The organism is Microvirga tunisiensis, from assembly GCF_009296175.1.
In the GTDB taxonomy this organism is placed as follows: domain Bacteria; phylum Pseudomonadota; class Alphaproteobacteria; order Rhizobiales; family Beijerinckiaceae; genus Microvirga; species Microvirga tunisiensis.
Genome location: NZ_VOSK01000002.1, coordinates 138,851 through 157,108, shown reverse-complemented (window position 1 = coordinate 157,108; position 18,258 = coordinate 138,851). Strand labels below are relative to the sequence as shown.

Sequence of the window (18,258 nt, the reverse complement as noted above, 5' to 3'; positions counted from 1 at the left end):
ATCAGACTACTGCTGGATGCCTGGATAGGCCCACAGTCCGGAGACGCGCATGAGATCGCGGTAGATCACCATCCTCTCGTCCTTCGGGACCTTCGCGGCTTCTTCGAGCGAAGGCGCATCGAGAGCCACGATCGGAAGGATCGGCGCGCTAATGTCGTATTGCCGGAAGGCATCCTCGAGCAACGTGCGGGCGCGTCGCATATGGCTGGAGCTGGTCACCAGGATGACCGCGTCGGCGGTGTGGCGCTTCAGGAGATTGGCGACGTTCAGCACGTTGCCGACCGTGTCCTTCGATTTGTCCTCGATCAGGATGCGATCCCGGTCCACACCCCTCTCGACCAGCCACTTGGTCATGACGTCGCCCTCGGTGACGCCCGCCTGGGGCTGCCCCCCGGTGACCATGATCCGGGCCGTCGGGTTGGCATTCGCGGCCTTCAGCGCCACGTCCAGGCGGTCGAGGAGCGGCTTTTCCGCGGTGCCGTCCTTGGCGAGGGCATAGCCGAGGGCGACGATCATCACGCGGCCCGGAAAACTCGGCACATCCACGTTCGGACGCTCGGCCATGATGGCCTCGGCACGGGCGAAACGCTGGCGATAGGCCTCCGCCCGCGCCCGGTCGAGACCAGCCAGGGCCTGATCCGTCAACGCGGCCTCGTCGGCATTCCCCTCGATCCGGGCGAGTGCCGCGAGCCAGGCTTGCGCATCGAAGGAAGCCGGGTTTTTGGCGAGGATATCCTCATAGGTCGCGCGGGCGCCGGCAAGGTTCTTCTGCAGGATCTGGGACGACGCGACGGCAAACCGGAAATCGAGGCGCTCTGGCGCCAGGGAGGAGGCCTCAGCGAACGCTTTTTCCACCACATCGTAGCGGCCATGCAGGGTGATGCCCTTGAAGACCTCGGCTTCCGCCTTCTTCACGTCCCCGCCGGACCAGTAATACTGCATGCCCGTATCCACGAGCGTCTTGATCCGGCTCGTGTTGCCGGGATCGAAGGCGTGTGCCGTGAACGATGCGGACAACGTGAGGAGAGTGGCTGCGCCGAAGGTCGCGATCTTACGCATTGAAGGCTCCATGATTTGCCGAGCCATTCAAGCTGGAGCCGACGACAATCGGATGTCAAACCCATTTCCATCCACAGCCCGGGGTGAACTTTCGGATGGTCTTGCCGAGCGAGGGTTTAAGCGCGACAATAATCCTCATGAAAAGCATTCTTGTCCCGATTGAAGACCACGGCATCGTCGAGCCCCAGCTGCAGGTCGCCCTGCAACTCGGCCGGATGTTCGACAGCTATATCGAGGGGATTGCGATCACCCCCGATTATCCGGTGGTCCTGCCGGTGGACATCGCCATCGGCGTGCCCTCCCCCATTACGCCGGAGAACCGCCTCGAAATGGCCCGCGCCTGCCGCGAGCGGTTCGAGGCGTTCATGACGACGCAGCAGATTGCGCGCGCATCTGCGGGTCTTCCCGGCCTGAGTTCCGGCTGGCGGCAGGATGGCCTGATGGAGGACGCTTTCCTCGGCGCCTATGGCCGGGTTTTCGACCTCGTCGTGGTGGGACGACCCGATGGATCGAACGGCCAGACCAGGCTGTCCACCGTCGAGGCGGCCCTGTTCGAGACGGGCCGTCCCGTTCTCATCGCGCCGCCTGCAGTACCCCGGACCTTCGGCGAAACCGCCGTGATCGCCTGGAACCGGAGCACGGAAACGGCCCGCGCGGTCCTGGGGTCGATGCCCCTGCTCAAGAAGGCCCGGCGCATCGTCGTTCTCGAGCTCGAAGATTGGGGCGTACCCGGCCCGTCCGGATCGGAGCTTGCGCGGCATCTGAGGATGCACGATCTGCCGGCAGAGGCAGTCACGGTGCCGGATCCGTCGAACAGGGCCGGCGAGACCATCCTGTCCGAAGCCCTTGCTCTCGGCTGCGATCTTCTCGTGAAGGGTGCCTATACCCAGAGCCGCCTGAGACAGATGTTCTTCGGCGGCGCCACCAGCCATATCTTAAGCAACACGACCATGCCCGTTCTGATGGCTCACTGACAGGACATACCGGTTTTTCATGTTCAGAGATGTCGCCGTTGTGCTCGACGATCGCTTCCAGCGTCTGTTCATCGGATCGGCGCGCCTGGAGAAACTAGCGGAAGGCTGCCGCTGGGCGGAAGGCCCTGCCTATTTCCCGTCCGGCCGTTACCTCGTCTGGAGCGACATCCCCAACGACCGCATGATGCGTTTCGACGAAACATCGAACACCGTCAGCGTCTTCCGCCATCCGGCCGGGTACTCCAATGGCAACACCGTCGACCGTCAGGGTCGCCTCGTCACCTGCGAGCACGGCAACAGGCGCGTGACCCGCACCGAGCACGACGGCTCGATCACCGTGCTCGCCAGCCACCATCAGGGCAAGCGCCTCAACTCTCCCAACGATGTGGTGGTGAAGTCCGACGGCTCGATCTGGTTCACGGACCCGGCCTATGGCATCGATTCCGACTACGAGGGGCACAAGGCGGACAGCGAGATCGGCGCCTGCCATGTGTACCGCATCGATCCTCAGACGGGCGACGTCGCCATCGCGGCCGACGATTTCGTCCGCCCGAACGGGATTGCCTTCTCGCCCGACGAAACGCGCCTCTATGTCGCCGATACCGGCGCAACCCATGTCAAGGACGGACCGCGGCACATCCGGGTCTTCGATGTGGGAGAGAACGGCAGCCTCTCGGGCGGCAGGATCTTCGCCACCTGCACCCACGGCCTGTTCGACGGATTCAGGCTGGACGAGGCGGGACGGATCTGGACCAGCGCCGGAGACGGGGTCCATTGCTACGACCCCGACGGCACCCTGATCGGCAAGATCCTGGTGCCGGAAGGTGTGGCGAACGTCGTCTTCGGCGGGCCGAAGCGGAACCGGCTTTACATCTGCGCCACCACATCGCTCTACGCGATCATGCTGCCGGTGAACGGGGCCAAGACTTTCTGATCCCAAGACGTTTTCCAAGCCGGCAGATGACTAGATCTGAGCTTCGATGGCCGCCTTATCGATCACCGACCATACTCGCGCGATCTTTGCATCCCGAAATTCATAGAAGACGTTCTCGGCGAAGCGAATCCGCTTCCCGTTGACGGGGAGATCAAGGAACGTCCCCTTCGGCGCACAATCGAAACCCAACCGGCTCGCAATGTAAGGTGGGTCGGACATCAGCAGCTGAATGTTGAAACGAAGGTCCGGAATTTCCTGAAAATCTCTCTCCAGCATCTCGCGATAGCCGCGTAACCCGATCCGCTCACCGTTATAGTGGACGTCGTCATGAACGAACTGCTTCAACGTCGACCAATCCTGCTTGTTCAAGCAGGCAATGTAGCCTCGGTAGAGGTCGGAAAGCTCGGTTTTGATCACGGCGATTGCCCCGTGCGCCTACAAGGTCCCAGCTGCAAAGCAGGACGAGATCGAATTTCGCAGTTTGGAAGGCGTGGTTCAAGGGGGAAGGAGAGCCTGCCCCTATCATCAATCGGGAGGTGAACGTGGACCCCTTTCCTTGCTCCGCTCGCCGCGGATGACATCCACGACGTCATGGCCGGGCCCGTCCCAGCCATCCACGTCTTCTTCAACTCAGTCCTCATCCTGAGGAGGACCGTTAGGTCCGTCTCGAAGGAGGATTCAGTGTTCTCTGGAATCTCCTTCGAGACGCCTGCTAACGCAGGCTCCTCAGGATGAGGCTTTAGTCAGGAAAGACGTGGATCACCGGCACAAGGCCGGTGATGATGTGAGAGGCGCCATGAAGGGTTGTGCGGAATGAAGGGGAAGTTTCACCCAATCGCTTCACCCTCATCCCAACCCGCTCTCATGAAGAGATCGGGAGACCGGCGCCTCACGTTAATCACTCACGCCGTCGCGCCCTTCCACAGCCATGAGAGTTGCAGTCAGCAGCGCGATCTGCTTCTCACGGCCCTCGTGCACGGCGAACACGTCGGCCTGTGCGAGTGTGAGCGTCCTCCCCGCCTTGATGACCCTGCCCCGCGCCGTCATGCGCTCGCCGATCGCAGGCGCCATGAGGTTGATCTTGAACTCGGCGGTGAGAACGCCGGCGCCGGGCGGCATCAGGGTCAGGGCCGCATAGCCGGCCGCGGTATCCGCGATGCTGGCCAGCGCACCCGCATGCACGAAGCCGTGTTGTTGCGACACCGCCCTGGAAGCAGGAAGCGAGATCTCGACCAGACCGGGTGAGACCCGGACCAGGGATGCACCCAGCGTCGCCATCAACCCCTGGGATGCAAAACTCGCCCGCACCCGCGCCTCGTAATCGGGATCGTTCGGTGCCGGATCGCTCACGGGTGTCTCCCAATGTCTACGACCTAAGTCACCTCTCAAAAGCCTTGGAATCAAGTCCATTTTCCCTCATTGATCCGCCCCATGAAGCATTCCGGTTCGTCTTCCGCCCCAAAGGTGCGCTCAGGCACGCTCGTCGGCATCGGCCTGATGCTGCTCGGCGTGTTCATGTTCGCCATGAACGACGTCATGGGAAAGTGGCTGGTCGCCACCTATTCCGTCGGTCAGGTCCTGCTCCTGCGCAGCGTCGCGGCCCTGGCGGTTCTGCTGCCCCTGATGCGCCGGCGGAAGGTGCCCTTCGCCATTCCGCCGCAGCCGGGACTGCACGCGGTGCGGGTCACTCTCTCCACGCTGGAGGTCGCCTGCTTCTACTGGGCCGTCACCTATCTGCCGCTGGCCGACGTGATGACCTATTACCTGGCCGGGCTGATCTATGTGGCGGCTTTTGCGGCCTTCTGGCTCGGCGAGAAGATCGACAAGCCGCGCATCCTCGCCATCGGGGTCGGTTTCGTCGGCGTTCTCATCGCCTTGCGCCCGTCGACCGCCACCCTGTCCCTGCCGGCCCTCATCGCGCTCGCGGGAAGCCTGTTCTACTCGCTCCTGATGATCACCACCCGCAAGCTGCGGGAGACAGACGATGCGACACTGGTGTTCGGCCAGATTCTCGGCACGCTGATCTTCGGCGTCATCGCGGCGCCTCTCGCGTGGGTGACACCGGGACCGCTCGATCTCGCAGGCCTGTTCCTGCTCGGCATCGTGTCCATGACGGCCCATGTCTGCGTCAACCGATCGCTGAAGATCGCTCCCGCCTCGGTCGTCGCGCCCTATCAGTACACGCTGATCGTCTGGGCCATCGTGCTGGGCTACCTGTTCTTCGGCGATGTCGTGCAGTTCTGGACCCTGGTCGGCGCCGCCGTCATCTGCGGCGCTGGACTGGTTCTTCTCCTCCTGGAGCGCGAGGCCGCGCGACGGGGACGCGAGGCGAAGGACATCGAGACGCCGGTGCTGCCGGAGGCCTGATCGAAACGGTTGCATCACCGCGAGAATTTGGCTGCCCCTCTCCTCCATGTCATGGCCGGGCTTGTCCCGGCCATCCCGATAGGAAGAGCGAGACGCCTGACGTGATCGGGATCACCGGCACAAGGCCGGTGATGACGAAGGGAATTTGCATTCTCGACAAGGTCCGAAGACCTGGGAGTCAATGAACCAGTCTTTCATGGTCCGAGAGTCGAACTTGACATGCTGCACTGCGAAGTCGTCAATGACCCGATAAAACACGGGGAGTTCGATGCGCCTGAAGCTCACGATCGCTGCCGCCACGGCAGGTATTTTCTTTGCATCCGCGGCCTTTGCTCAAGACATCAAGATCGCCCTGATCGCCGGCAAGACCGGACCGCTCGAGGCCTATGCCAAGCAGACCGAAGCTGGCTTCATGATGGGGCTGGAATATCTCACGAAGGGTACGATGGCGGTGGGCGGCCGCAAGATCAACGTCATCGTCAAGGACGACCAGCTCAAGGCCGATCTCGCCAAGACCCTGCTGGAGCAAGCCTACAACGACGACAATGTCGACCTCGCAATCGGCACCACATCGTCCGCAGCGGCGCTCGCGATGCTGCCAGTGGCGGAGGAGAACGGCAAGGTACTGATCGTGGAGCCGGCCGTGGCCGATGCGATCACGGGCGAGAAGTGGAACCGCTTCATCTTCCGCACCTCGCGCAACTCGACCCAGGACGCCTATGGCGCTGCAGCGGCCGTTCCGGCGAGCGGCGAGGTGTCCATCGCGACGCTCGCGCAGGATTATGCCTTCGGCAAGGACGGCGTCGCGGCGCTCAAGAATGCGCTTGCCGAAATCCGCCCGAACGCCAAGGTGGTGTTCGAGGAATATGCACCCCAGAACGCCACGGACTTCACCGCCTCCGCCCAGCGCATCTTCGACGCGCTCAAGGACAAGCCGGGCAAGAAGATCATCAACATCATCTGGGCCGGCCAGCATCCGCTGCCGAAGATCGCCGACCTGAAGCCCGAGCGCTTCGGCATCGAGATCGCGCCCGGCGGCAACATCCTGCCGGCGATGCAGATCTACAAGAACTATCCCGGCATGGAAGGCGCTGTGTATTACTATTATGCCTTCCCCAAGAACGCGATGAACGACTGGCTCGTGGCCGAGCACCAGAAGCGCTTCAACGCGCCGCCGGACTTCTTCACCGCAGGCGGTTTCGCGGCGGCCTCCGCCGCCGTCACGGCGATCCAGAAGGCGGGCGGCACCGACACCGAGAAGCTGATCACGGCCATGGAGGGCATGACCTTCGAGACGCCGAAGGGTCCGATGACCTTCCGCAAGGAAGACCATCAGGCCCTGCAGGACATGTATCACTTCAAGGTCAAGGCCAGCGGCAAGGACGCCAACGACCTGCTCGATCTCGTCGCCACCATTCCGGCCGACAAGATGCCGATCCCGGTTCGGAACAAGCGTTAGGCACACGTGACCCTATCGACGACAACGACGCCCGCGCTTGAAACGCGCGGGCTGACCATTCGCTTCGGCGGCCATGTGGCCGTCAACGACGTGTCGTGCCGGTTCACGCCCGGCACGCTCACGGCCATAGTGGGCCCGAACGGCGCCGGCAAGACCACCTATTTCAACCTCATCTCGGGCCAACTTCGCGCCTCATCCGGGCAGGTCGTCGTCGACGGCGAGGACATCACGGGTCTGGCCCCGTCGGCCCGCACCCGGCGCGGTCTGGGACGCGCGTTTCAGCTCACCAACCTGTTTCCGCAACTGACCGCATTGGAGAACGTGCGTCTCGCCGTGCAGAGCCGCTCCGATGCGGGCTGGTCCCTGTTCCAGGTGTGGAACACCCGCCGCGATCTGATCGAGAAGGCGGAGGGCATCCTGGAACGGGTGCGTCTCGCGGACAAGCGACACGTCGCCCCGAAGGCGCTGTCGCATGGCGACCAGCGCAAGCTCGAGGTGGCGCTTCTGATCGCCATGGAGCCGAAGGTCTTCATGTTTGACGAGCCGACCGCCGGCATGAGCGTCGACGAGGTGCCGACCGTGCTCGAGCTTATTCACGACATCAAGCAGCGCGGGGATGCGACCGTGCTTCTCGTCGAGCATAAGATGGACGTGGTGCGCTCGCTCTCCGACCGCATCATCGTGCTGCACAACGGCGCCCTCGTCGCCGATGGCGAGCCCGCGGAGGTCATCGCCTCGCCGGTGGTGCAGGAAGCCTATCTCGGCGTGGAGACCGCCCGTGACTGAGCCCCTCCTCCACTTGAGCGACGTGCACACGCATGTCGGCCCGTATCACATCCTCCATGGCGTGGACTTCGCGGTCCCGGCAGGCGAGCTCACCATGCTGCTCGGCCGCAACGGCGCCGGCAAGACGACGACTTTGCGCACCATCATGGGCCTGTGGCAGGCCTCCTCCGGCCGCATCCGTTTCGACGGCCGCGACATCACCAAGGCCCCCACGCCGGACATTGCGCGCTCCGGCATCGCCTACGTGCCGGAAGCAATGGGCATCTTCACCGACCTCACGGTGCGCGAGAACATCGTGCTCGCCGCGCGCAGCGGGCCTGTCGACAGGAACCGGCTCGACTGGATCCTGGGGCTGTTTCCCGCCATCAAGCGCTTCTGGAACCTGCCCGCTGGCAACCTCTCCGGCGGGCAGAAGCAGATGCTTGCGATCGCCCGCGCCATCGCCGAACCGCGTCGCCTTCTGCTCATCGACGAGCCGACCAAGGGCCTGGCGCCCGTGATGGTGCGTTCCATGATCGAGGCCTTCAAGGCGCTGAAGGCTGCGGGCGAGACGATCCTGCTGGTCGAGCAGAATTTCTACGCCGCCTCGGCGCTTGGCGACAACGTGGTCGTCATGGATGACGGGCGCATCGTCCATTCCGGCATCATGAGCGAGCTGGTCGAGGACAACGCCCTGCAGCAGCGCCTGCTCGGCCTCTCTCTGGATGCGCACCAATGAGCGACATGACCGCCGACACCTCGAGCCCGGCCGAGCTGCCGCGCGCCAAGACGGATTGGCTCCCGCTCCTCCTCGTTCCGGCGCTCGCCCTCCTGGCGCTGCCCTTCGTCGGCAGCCCCTCGACCTGGGTGACGCTCACGGTGGCGGGGCTTGCCATGGGCATGATGATCTTTCTCATGGCCTCGGGCCTCACGCTCGTCTTCGGCCTGATGGACATCATCAATTTCGGACACGGCGTCTTCATCTCGCTCGGCGCCTACGCGACGCTCCTCGTGCTCGGTCCGCTCGCCGGCTGGGCAACGGCGGATTCCCTGGGACTCAACCTCGCGCTTCTGCTGCTATGCATCCTGGTCGCGATGGCGGTCACCGGTGTCGTCGGCGCGGTCTTCGAGCGCGTCATCGTACGCCCGGTCTATGGCAGCCACCTGAAGCAGATCCTCGTCACCATGGGCGGGTTGATCGTGACCGAGCAGGCGATCCATGCGATCTGGGGGGCCTCGCCCATCCCTATCCCGCTGCCGCAATCCCTGCGCGGCGCCTTCGTGTTCGGCGACATCGTCATGGAGCGCTACCGCGTCGTGGCGGTCATCGTCGGGCTCGCAGTCTTCATCGGCATGCAGCTGCTCCTCAACCGCACCCGCATCGGCCTGCTGATCCGGGCCGGTGTCGAAAATCCCGAGATGGTCGAGGCCCTCGGCTACCGGATCCGCCGCCTCTTCGTCAGCGTCTTCATCGCCGGCTCGGCACTCGCCGGTCTCGGCGGCGTCATGTGGGCGTTCTATCGCCAGACGCTGACCGCCGGCATGGGCATGGAGGTGATGGTGCTGGTGTTCATCGTCATCATCATCGGCGGCCTCGGTTCCGTGGGCGGCTGCTTCGTCGGCTCGATCCTCGTCGCCTTGGTCGCCAATTATGTCGGCTTCATCGAGCCCAAGCTCGCTTTGATCTCCAACATCCTCGTCATGGCCCTCGTGCTGATCTGGCGTCCGCAGGGCCTGTTTCCGGTGGCCCGCCGATGAGCACATCACCCGCCCTTGCCCTTCCCTTCGACGAAACCCGCCGGCGCGGCGGCTTCCTGAGCGCGATCCTGTCGTCGGACATGCCGCGCTCGCGGGTGCTGAGCGTCATCCTGATCGCCATCCTGCTGCTGCTGGCTGCGACGCCGTTCCTGTTCTCCGGCAGCCAGCCGGTGAGCACGGCGGCGAAGATCTGCGTCTTCGTCGTGCTTGTCGCGAGCTACGACCTCCTGCTCGGCTATTCCGGCATCGTGTCCTTCGCCCACACCATGTTCTTCGGCATCGGCGGCTACGGCATCGCCATCGCACTCGAACGCTTAGGCCCGACCTGGGGCTCGGCCGCCATCGGGCTCGTGTCTGCGCTGATGCTGTCCGCACTGCTCGCCGTCGCCATCGGCCTCCTGTCGCTGCGGGTGCGCGCCATCTTCTTCTCGATGATCACCCTTGCGGTGGCCTCCGCCGCCGCCGTTCTCGCCTCGCAATTGTCGGATGTGACGGGCGGCGAAGACGGATTGTCGTTTCAGCTGCCGCAGGCCCTGCGCCCTGCCTTCCGGCTCCTGTCCGAGCCTGTCTTCGGCACTGCGGTCAACGGGCGGCTGCTTGCCTATTACCTCGTGTTCTTCGTTTCCCTGCTGGTCTTCCTTGCTCTCCTGCGCATCGTGAACTCGCCTTTCGGGCGCGCGCTGCAGGCGATCCGCGAGAACGAGTTCCGCGCCGAGGCGCTCGGCTACCGCGTCGTCGCCTACCGCACGGCGGCTTCCGTCATCTCGGCCCTGGCCGCGACGACCGCCGGCGCAATGATGGCGCTCTGGCTGCGTTATAACGGGCCGGACACCACGCTCTCCTTCTCGATTATGATCGACATTCTGCTCATGGTCGTGATCGGCGGCATGGGGACCATGTATGGTGCTGTCATCGGGGCCACGCTGTTCGTCCTGGCTCAGAGCTACCTGCAGGTGCTGATGAGCGCCGGGAGCGCGGCTCTGGCGGGCATTCCGCTTCTGCCCGATCTGATTCATCCGGATCGTTGGCTCCTGTGGCTCGGCGCGCTGTTCATCGTCAGCGTCTATGCCTTTCCGGGCGGCATCGTCGGACGCCTGCGGCAAGCCAAGCAATAAAGGCTAAGCCCGGAAACCTTCGCGAACCTCGAACCGTTTCCTCTGAAAGAGCGGAGGAGACGTAATGAGCCGTGCCTTTGTTCGTGAAACCGAGGGTGGAGAAGCCTTCGAGGACCTTCCCGACCGGATGATCAGTCCGCATCATCTCGTGACGCCCTCGGGGCTGGCCCAGATGGAGGCGGAAATCGAGTCCTTGCAGAAGCGCCTCTCCGAGGCCCAATCCGCCGCCGACAAGGCTGAAGTGGCGCGCCTCACCCGCGACCTGCGCTACTGGTCCGCCCGCCGGGCATCCTCGGAGGTGGTGCCGCCTCCCACGGACGCCGCTCATGTCCGCTTCGGCGCGCGGGTCACTTTTGAGCGCGAGGACGGCCGGCGTCAGACCTACCGGATTGTCGGCGAGGACGAGGCCGACCCTGCTAAGGGAAGCCTGTCCTACGTTTCCCCCCTGGCTCAGGCGCTCATGGGCAAGGAAATCGGCGACGTGGTCCCGATCGGACAGACAACGGCCGAAATCGTCGAGATCGGCTTGTGACGGTTTGGGCACATAGACCGCCATACATACCCCACAGACCTCATCCCGAGGAGGTCACGGTGGTGACCGTCTCGAAGGACGAGGACGTCTTCAGAGACCACTGGAATCTCCTTCGAGACGCCGCTCCGCGGCTCCTCAGGATGAGGATAGATTAGAGATGTGCGGGTTTTAGAAACCAAGCGGAGACCTGCCCATCCCGCAGCGCTGCCCGCCTACCCCTTGACCACCGCGTAATACCCCCGCTTGGCCTCGCACATCAGAAGGTCGGCGCGCTTGACGACGGCTTCCAGCGTCTCGCCTTGCTGGCTCGTCGCGGCACCCCGGGGGAAGCTGAGGGCCAGGCCGGTATAGAGCTGGTTGTTGACCTCGAGCATCTGGTTCGAGAGGTCGATCAAGGCATACATCTCGGTCACCTCGTAACGGCGCCTTCGCACCGTTCGTACGACCTACTCCTCAAAGCGATCCGTGGCGTCACGATCACGCTCGTATCGTCTCTTGAGCGGAAACGGCGGCAACCAGGACTCGCGACGGACGGTCCAGAGTTCGTAGGTTGGCATCAGTTGGTCAGGCGCATCCAGGGATCCCAGGTTCACTTCGATTTCGTCGGCGGTGCATGCGAAGACGGACGAGCCGCAGCGGGGACAGAAAAATCGCCCGGCATAGTCGCGTGTTTCGCCATCGATCGTCACCGCATCCTGAGGGAACACCGCAGAGGCGTGAAAAAGGGCCCCATGATGCTTGCGGCAGTCGAGACAGTGACAAAGGCCGATCCGATAGGGGAGTCCCGACGCCACAATTCGGACGTTGCCGCACAGGCAACCGCCCGTGAATCGGTCCATGCTGCGTCTCCCCTAAAATCAAGCGGTGGGAAGGTTTACAACGAACCCCCGCGGGCGTCCACGATGCTCTACCCGCTGGGCCACGACGGAGCCATTCCGGGACGCTGCAACGCTCGAGCCTTTCAGTGACGGCTACCGCAAGGCCGGTCTTCCCGAGAGACGCACCGGTCAGGCAGAGAAGGAGGTGTCTGAGAAGCAGGCATTCCTGCAACACCGCCGATCTGTCGCATCGGGTTCGTCGGTTCTGCCCGCTCCCGGTGACGGCTTGTTGCTAGCCCTTGCCTGGAACGATGGCCGTCGCTTCGATCTCAATCCGAGCAGCTTTCTCAACGAGCCGCACGACCTGAACGAGAGCCATGGCGGGGTAGTGCCCGCCGAACACATCCCGATAGGCGCGGCCCAGTTCGCGAAGATTGGCGAGATACTCGTCGATATCGACCACATACCAGGTCAGGCGCACGAGATGCCGGGGCTCTGCGCCACCTTCGGCCAGAATGGCGCGGATGTTCTCGAAGATCTGGCGGGCCTGCGCGACAAATCCGTCGGGGAACGATTCCGTCTCATCCCAACCGACGATGCCGCCCGTCACCAGGACCCTGCCCTCGGCCATCATGCCGTTGGCATAGCCTTTGGGCGTTCGCCAATGCTTCGGGTTAAGGACCTCCGGTCCATCGTCGATGCCCGGCATGGGAGTGCCTTCCAGAGCGGCTGTCATTGTTGTTCCTCCCTTTATCGATTGGACGCTGTGTCGAGATCCCTGGAGCGCTGGCCCTCCAGCATCTTCACGAGCTCGCGCGCGATCACGACCTTCTGAACCTCGGTGGCGCCCTCGTAAATGCGCAGGGCTCGGATTTCCCGATAAAGCTCTTCGACCTTCACGCCCTTGGTGACGCCAAGACCGCCGAAAATCTGCACGGCCTTGTCGATGACGCTCTGCGCCGCTTCCGTCGCATACATCTTCGCCATGGCAGCCTCGCGCGTCACGCGCGGCGCACCCTGATCCTTGGTCCAGGCCGCGCGATAGACGAGAAGCGCGGCGCTGTCCACGCCCGTCGCCATGTCGGCGAGAGAGCCTTGCGTCATCTGCAGATCGCTCAGCGGCGCACCGAAGAGCTTGCGCGAGGATGCATGCTGCAGCGCCTCGGCCAAGGCGCGCCGCGCCAGTCCGAGGGCCGCCGCTCCGACCGTCGAGCGGAAAACGTCGAGGGTCGCCATGGCGACCTTGAAACCTTCCCCCGGACCGCCGATCCGCTTCGCAAGCGGCACGCGGCAACCCTCGAAACGCAGCGTCGCGAGCGGATGAGGCGCAATGACATCGATGCGGTTCTCGATGCTCAATCCAGGGTTCTGGGCATCAACCACGTAGGCGGACAACCCCTTCGCGCCGGGCGCCTCGCCCGAGCGGGCGAAGACCACATAATGATCCGCGATCCCGCCGTTGGAGATCCACGTCTTCACGCCATCGATCCGCACGTGATCCGGCCCGTCCGGTGTGGCCGTGGTGCTCATGGCCGCCACATCCGACCCGGCTTCAGGCTCCGAGAGTGCGAAGGCCGCGATGGCATCTCCCCGTGCGACCGGCGGCAGGTACTGCTCCTTGATCGCGTCAGAACCGAACAGGGTGATCGGCCCCGTGCCGAGGCCCTGCATCGCAAAGGCGAAATCCGCCAAACCCTCGTGAGAGGCAAGGGTTTCCCGTGCCAAGCACAAGGTGCGTACATCGAAGGACGGAGTGAGACCGCCATAGGCCTGCGGCACCACCGCCTTGAGCCATCCGCCTTCGCCCAGGCTGCGCACGAGGCGGCGGCACGAGGCATCCACGTCGTGATGATCGACGAGCGGCTTGACCTCCCTGGTGGCCCAAGCGTTCAGTTCACCGGCAAACTGCCGGTGGCGGTCCTCGAAGAACGGCCAGGAGAGAAAGCTTGCATCGATCACGTCAATCTCCCTTGAAGACCGGCTTCTCTTTCGCCGCGAAGGCGCGGTAGGCGCGGGCGAAATCCTCCGTCGTCATGCACAAAGCCTGCGCGACGGCCTCCGCCTCAATCGCCTCCTCCACCGACATGGCCCATTCCATCGCGAGCATGCGCTTCGTCATGGTGTTGGCGTAGGTCGGCCCGGTGCCGATTGCCCGAGCGAGATTGCCGGCCTCGGTGAGAAGATCAGCGGCATCGACAAGGCGGCTGAAGAAGCCCCAGCGCTCCCCCTCCTCCGCGCTCATGAAGCGTCCGGTATAGAGCAGTTCGGATGCACGACCTTGGCCGATGATGCGGGGAAGAATGGCGCAGGCGCCCATGTCGCAGCCGGCAAGGCCGACCTTGTTGAACAGGAATGCCACCTTGGCGGCGGGCGCCGCGAGACGCAGATCGGACGCCATGGCCACGATGGCACCGGCTCCCGCGCAGATTCCGTCGACCGCCGCGACGATGGGCTGCGGCGCGGCGCGCATGGCCTTCACCAGTTCGCCCGTCATCCGTGTGAAGGCGGTGAGGCCCTTGGTGTCCATCTCGACGAGCGGGCCGATGATCTCAAACACATCGCCGCCGGACGAGAAGTTGCCCCCCGCTCCCGCGATGACGATGGTCTTGACGTCGTCGTCCTTGGCGCAGGCATGAAAGAAATCGGTCAGCTCGCGGTAGCTCTCGAAGGTGAGCGGATTCTTCTTGTCCGGACGGTTGAGGGTGACCGTCGCGACAGGTCCATCGACCGACAGCAGGAAATGGCGCGGCTCGTAGCCCGCCAGCGGAAGTGTGACGGCATTGGCGAACTGCGTCACTGGTCGTCTCCCATGATGGCCCGCCGGGCAGAAAGCTTGGTTTTCGCGAGCAGCCGCATGAGATCGTTGCGATCCTTACCCGTGAGATCGCCGAAGAGCTCGGCGATCCAATGCTCATGCTCGCCCGCCATCGTCCGGAACTCGGCGCGGCCTGCCCCGGTCAGGCTGATCACCATGGCCCGCCGATCCGTCGGAGACACGGTTCGATCCACATGTCCCGACGCAACGAGCCGGTCGACGAGACCGGTGAGATTGCCGTTCGATACCATCATCCGCTTCGAGAGATCGGATAGCATCATGCCGTCCGGCGCCTTGTCGAGCTGTGCCATCAGGTCGAAGCGGGGCAGCGTCACGTCGAAGCGCTCGCGCAGGCGGCGGCGCACCTCGCCTTCGATCAGTGTGGAGCAGGTGAGAAGCCGCAGCCATAGGCGCAGCTCCTCCCGGTGATCCTCAGGCATCTCGACCGCCTTCGTCTCGGCATCGAGGGGAATTGCGTGGTCGTCCATTGTCAGATTTCTCCACCGGCCACTACGATGGCCTGCCCCGTTACGGAGCGCGCCCCCTCGCCGCACAGCCAGAGCACGGCATCGGCAATCTCGGAAGGGTCGATCAACCGTCCCTGCGGGTTGTGCTTCACGAGTTCACCGAGGGCCTCGTCACGGGTTCTGTTCGTCTTGGCCATGATGCGCTCGAGGCTCTCGGCCACGAGATCGGTGTCCGTAAAGCCAGGGCAGACCGCATTGACCGTCACGCCGGTCTTTGCCGTCTCAAGCGCGAGCGCGCGAACGAATCCGATGACCGCATGCTTGGCGGCGCAATAGGCGCTCACATAGGGATAACCTTTGAGACCGGCGGTCGACGCCACGGCAACGATACGCCCGAACCCGCGCTCCGTCATGGTGCCCAGAACGGCCTGGGCCACATTCGTGACCCCGAGCAGATTCACGTCCAGCATCTGCCGGAAGACCTCCGGGCCCGATTTGATGAACGGCGCGGAGGCGGCTGCGCCTGCATTGGCGATCAACAGATCGACCGGGCCGTTGCGATCACCCGCATCCCGAACGGCGCGTTGCACCGCCTGCGCATCCGTCACGTCGGCAACGGCAGCGGCGTGGGCAGCGCCCTGCGCGATCGCCTGCTCGAGCGATGCGGAACTGCGGCCAACAATGGTGACGGTCGCGCCGGCTGTCACGAGCGATGCCGCGATGGCGCGGCCGATCCCGCGACCGCCGCCGGTGACCAATGCATGCCGGCCCTTGAGAGGTGTCATGGTCATGTCATTCCGCCGCGAGAGGCTTCTCGCTAGCCTCCAACTTCAACTCGGCCCGGGTCTTGGGCTTCGCCTTCACCTTGAGTTCTTCGAGATCCTGCCGGTCGCGCACGGAGTTGCGGAATATCTGGTCCTTGCCGGCCAGATATTGCGGCGGGCAGTGAACGTCCTTCGCGCCGTACCAGGCGGCCGCCTTCATGGTGAAGAACGGATCGACCAGATGCGGCCGCCCAAGCGCGACGAGATCCGCCCGGCCCGCAGCGAGGATCGTGTTCACCTGATCGGCCGCCGTGATGTTGCCGACGCACATGGTCGCGACCTGCGCTTCGTTGCGCACCTGATCGGAAAAGGGTGTCTGGAACATGCGCCCGTAGATCGGCCGCGCCTCGCGCACCGTCTGACCCGTCGAGACATCGACGAGGTCGACGCCGTGCTCGGCGAAGGCACGCGCGATTTCGACCGCATCGTCGCCCGTTACGCCGCCCTCGGCCCAGTCGGTGGCGGAGATGCGCACGGACATGGGCTTGTGCGCGGGCCAGACCTCGCGCATGGCGTCGAAGACCTCCAGCGGAAACCGCAGCCGGTTCTCGAGAGAGCCGCCATATTCATCCGTACGGCGGTTGGTGAGCGGCGACAGGAAGCTCGCTATCAGGTAGCCGTGGGCGCAATGCAGTTCCAGCATGTCGAACCCGGCCCGCTCGCCACGCTTTGCTGCGTCGACGAACTGCGCCCTGATGAGATCCATGTCGGCGCGGCTCGCTTCGCGCGGCACCTGGCTGTCCGGGAAATAGGGAATTGGGGATGCGGAACAGATGTCCCACGCTCCCTCCTCCAGCGGCCGGTCCATGCCGTCCCACATGAGCTTGGTGGCGCCCTTGCGTCCGGAATGTCCGAGCTGAAGGCAGAACTTCGCTCCCGAATTGGCATGGATGAAATCGACGATCCGCTTCCAGGCGGCTTCCTGCTCGTCGTTCCACAGGCCCGTGCAACCGAGCGTGATGCGGGCCTCCGGCGACACACAGGTCATTTCCGTGAAGACCAGCCCTGCACCGCCTGTCGCGCGTGCGCCGTAATGGACGAGATGGAAATCACCCGGCACTCCATCCTTCGCCGAATACATGTCCATCGGCGACACCACGACTCGGTTCGCAACAACCATCTCCCGCAGACGGAAGGGCTGGAACATGGGTGCGCTCGGATTCTCCACCGAGACGTCGAAACCCTGCTTGCGTACTTGGCTCGCAAAAGTCCTGTCGACGGCCGCCACGAAGTCGGGGGCGCGCAGGCGCAGGTTGTCGTAGGTGATCGCCTTGGCGCGGGTCATGACGCCGAAGGCGAACTGCACCGGATCGAAATCCCAGAAGCGCGCCACATGCTCGAACCAGACCAGCGACACGTCGGCCGCATGCTGCGTCTTCTCGACCTCCTCGCGCCGCCCGGTCTCATAGAGAGACAACGCACCCGCGACGCTCGGATCGTGGCGGAAGGCGTCAAAGAGCGCGATCGCATCCTCCATGGCGAGCTTCGTGCCGGAACCGATGGAGAAATGCGCCGAGGCCTTGGCGTCGCCCAGCAACACCTTGTTGCCCATGACCCACCGCTTGCTGCGGATCATCGGGAAATTGCGCCAGATCGAGCGGTTGGTGAGGATGCGGTGGCCGCCGAGGAACCAGCCGAAGATCTGTTCCATGAGCGCCGCCGACTCGGCCTCGCTCTTGTCCTTCAACCCTGCCCTCTCGAAGGTCTCCGGATCGGTCTCGAAGACCCAGGTCGAGCGGTTCGCCTCATACTGGTAGGCATGGGCGATGAAGGGCCCCCACTCCGTCTCCTGGAAGATGAAGGTGAACGCATCGAGCGGCTTGGTGGAGCCCATCCAGGTGAACTTGTTGGGCCGCAAATCCACCTCCGGCTGGAAGTAATCCGCATAGCGCTCCCGGAAGCGGCTGTTGATGCCGTCGGCCACGACCACGAGATCCGCATCCGCGAACAGGCTCTCATCATCCACGTCGATTTCGTAACGCAGCCTGACGCCGAGTTCCTCCGCGCGGTCCTGGAGGATGAGGAGCAACGCGCGGCGCGAGCAGCCGCAGAAGCCGTTGCCGCCGATCCGATGCTCGCTTCCTCGAAAATGGATTGCGATGTCGTCCCAGTAGGCGAATTCCCTGATGATCCGCTGGTAGCTCGGCAGATCGTATTTCTCGAAATTGTCGAGGGTCGCATCGGAGAACACGACCCCGAAACCGAATGTCTCGTCGGCGCGATTGCGCTCATAGACCGTGATATCGGATTCCGGCCGAAGCTTCTTCAGCAGGATCGCGAAATAAAGCCCAGCCGGGCCGCCGCCGATGATCGCCGTCTTCATGAGATTCCCACCCGAGAAAGTACGTTTATTATTTTAAGCTTAAAATAA

20 protein-coding genes are annotated in these 18,258 nt (G+C 63.9%); 9 read left to right on the top strand and 11 right to left on the bottom strand.

The window, feature by feature from the left end; all coding sequences use genetic code 11:
* Positions 1-6 precede the first annotated feature (6 nt).
* Positions 7-1,059, bottom strand: a complete 1,053-nt coding sequence (locus tag FS320_RS01920; RefSeq protein ID WP_152708907.1) for a YdcF family protein — start codon at positions 1,057-1,059, stop codon at positions 7-9.
* Between the two features lie 137 nt (positions 1,060-1,196).
* Here FS320_RS01920 and FS320_RS01915 point away from each other — a divergent pair, with 137 nt between their 5' ends.
* A complete protein-coding gene (locus FS320_RS01915; RefSeq protein WP_162002760.1) occupies positions 1,197-2,033 on the top strand; it encodes a universal stress protein in 837 nt (278 codons plus the stop codon).
* A 19-nt stretch (positions 2,034-2,052) separates the two neighbouring features.
* Complete coding sequence (locus FS320_RS01910) at positions 2,053-2,967, top strand: SMP-30/gluconolactonase/LRE family protein (protein ID WP_152708905.1); 915 nt, start codon at positions 2,053-2,055, stop codon at positions 2,965-2,967.
* Positions 2,968-2,997: 30 nt separating this feature from the next.
* Here FS320_RS01910 and FS320_RS01905 read toward each other — a convergent pair whose 3' ends face one another.
* Both FS320_RS01905 and FS320_RS01900 read right to left on the bottom strand, forming a co-directional pair.
* Positions 2,998-3,384: an ester cyclase gene (locus FS320_RS01905; RefSeq protein WP_162002759.1), complete on the bottom strand. Its 387-nt coding sequence runs from the start codon at positions 3,382-3,384 to the stop codon at positions 2,998-3,000.
* Between the two features lie 477 nt (positions 3,385-3,861).
* Complete coding sequence (locus FS320_RS01900) at positions 3,862-4,317, bottom strand: PaaI family thioesterase (RefSeq protein WP_338105266.1); 456 nt, start codon at positions 4,315-4,317, stop codon at positions 3,862-3,864.
* 81 nt (positions 4,318-4,398) lie between these two features.
* Between FS320_RS01900 and FS320_RS01895 the strand changes: the two genes are divergently transcribed.
* The 7 genes from FS320_RS01895 to greA all read left to right on the top strand — a co-directional run bounded on the left by FS320_RS01895 (position 4,399) and on the right by greA (position 10,963).
* Complete coding sequence (locus FS320_RS01895) at positions 4,399-5,334, top strand: DMT family transporter (protein ID WP_152708903.1); 936 nt, start codon at positions 4,399-4,401, stop codon at positions 5,332-5,334.
* Positions 5,335-5,602: 268 nt separating this feature from the next.
* Positions 5,603-6,793, top strand: a complete 1,191-nt coding sequence (locus tag FS320_RS01890; RefSeq protein ID WP_152708902.1) for a substrate-binding domain-containing protein — start codon at positions 5,603-5,605, stop codon at positions 6,791-6,793.
* 6 nt (positions 6,794-6,799) lie between these two features.
* Positions 6,800-7,579, top strand: coding sequence for an ATP-binding cassette domain-containing protein (locus FS320_RS01885; protein WP_162002758.1), 780 nt, complete (start codon positions 6,800-6,802; stop codon positions 7,577-7,579).
* Complete coding sequence (locus FS320_RS01880; protein WP_162002757.1) at positions 7,572-8,297, top strand: ATP-binding cassette domain-containing protein; 726 nt, start codon at positions 7,572-7,574, stop codon at positions 8,295-8,297. The genes FS320_RS01885 and FS320_RS01880 overlap by 8 nt, the downstream gene beginning before the upstream one ends.
* Positions 8,294-9,316, top strand: coding sequence for a branched-chain amino acid ABC transporter permease (locus tag FS320_RS01875; RefSeq protein ID WP_152708901.1), 1,023 nt, complete (start codon positions 8,294-8,296; stop codon positions 9,314-9,316). The genes FS320_RS01880 and FS320_RS01875 overlap by 4 nt, the downstream gene beginning before the upstream one ends.
* Positions 9,313-10,431 (top strand): branched-chain amino acid ABC transporter permease, encoded by a 1,119-nt coding sequence (locus tag FS320_RS01870; protein ID WP_152708900.1) that lies wholly within the window; start codon positions 9,313-9,315, stop codon positions 10,429-10,431. The genes FS320_RS01875 and FS320_RS01870 overlap by 4 nt, the downstream gene beginning before the upstream one ends.
* A 64-nt stretch (positions 10,432-10,495) precedes the next feature.
* Positions 10,496-10,963: a transcription elongation factor GreA gene (greA, locus tag FS320_RS01865; RefSeq protein ID WP_152708899.1), complete on the top strand. Its 468-nt coding sequence runs from the start codon at positions 10,496-10,498 to the stop codon at positions 10,961-10,963.
* A gap of 212 nt (positions 10,964-11,175) precedes the next feature.
* Here the strand turns inward: greA and FS320_RS01860 are convergent, their stop codons facing one another.
* The 8 genes from FS320_RS01860 to FS320_RS01825 form a co-directional block, all read right to left on the bottom strand.
* A complete protein-coding gene (locus FS320_RS01860; protein ID WP_192926242.1) occupies positions 11,176-11,397 on the bottom strand; it encodes a hypothetical protein in 222 nt (73 codons plus the stop codon).
* A gap of 12 nt (positions 11,398-11,409) precedes the next feature.
* Positions 11,410-11,802, bottom strand: coding sequence for a GFA family protein (locus FS320_RS01855; protein WP_152708898.1), 393 nt, complete (start codon positions 11,800-11,802; stop codon positions 11,410-11,412).
* A 271-nt stretch (positions 11,803-12,073) separates the two neighbouring features.
* Complete coding sequence (locus FS320_RS01850) at positions 12,074-12,517, bottom strand: RidA family protein (RefSeq protein ID WP_152708897.1); 444 nt, start codon at positions 12,515-12,517, stop codon at positions 12,074-12,076.
* A 14-nt stretch (positions 12,518-12,531) separates the two neighbouring features.
* Positions 12,532-13,740 carry an acyl-CoA dehydrogenase family protein gene (locus tag FS320_RS01845; RefSeq protein WP_162002756.1) on the bottom strand — a complete coding sequence of 403 codons (1,209 nt, stop codon included), beginning with the start codon at positions 13,738-13,740 and terminating at the stop codon, positions 12,532-12,534.
* 1 nt (position 13,741) lies between these two features.
* Positions 13,742-14,578, bottom strand: coding sequence for an enoyl-CoA hydratase family protein (locus FS320_RS01840; protein WP_162002755.1), 837 nt, complete (start codon positions 14,576-14,578; stop codon positions 13,742-13,744).
* Positions 14,575-15,084 carry a MarR family winged helix-turn-helix transcriptional regulator gene (locus FS320_RS01835; RefSeq protein ID WP_152708896.1) on the bottom strand — a complete coding sequence of 170 codons (510 nt, stop codon included), beginning with the start codon at positions 15,082-15,084 and terminating at the stop codon, positions 14,575-14,577. Before FS320_RS01835 ends, FS320_RS01840 begins: the two co-directional genes overlap by 4 nt.
* Positions 15,085-15,086: 2 nt before the next feature.
* Positions 15,087-15,854, bottom strand: coding sequence for an SDR family NAD(P)-dependent oxidoreductase (locus FS320_RS01830; protein ID WP_152708895.1), 768 nt, complete (start codon positions 15,852-15,854; stop codon positions 15,087-15,089).
* Position 15,855: 1 nt separating this feature from the next.
* On the bottom strand, positions 15,856-18,210 hold the full coding sequence (locus FS320_RS01825) for a bifunctional salicylyl-CoA 5-hydroxylase/oxidoreductase (RefSeq protein WP_152708894.1): 2,355 nt from the start codon (positions 18,208-18,210) through the stop codon (positions 15,856-15,858).
* Between the last annotated feature and the right edge of the window lie 48 nt (positions 18,211-18,258).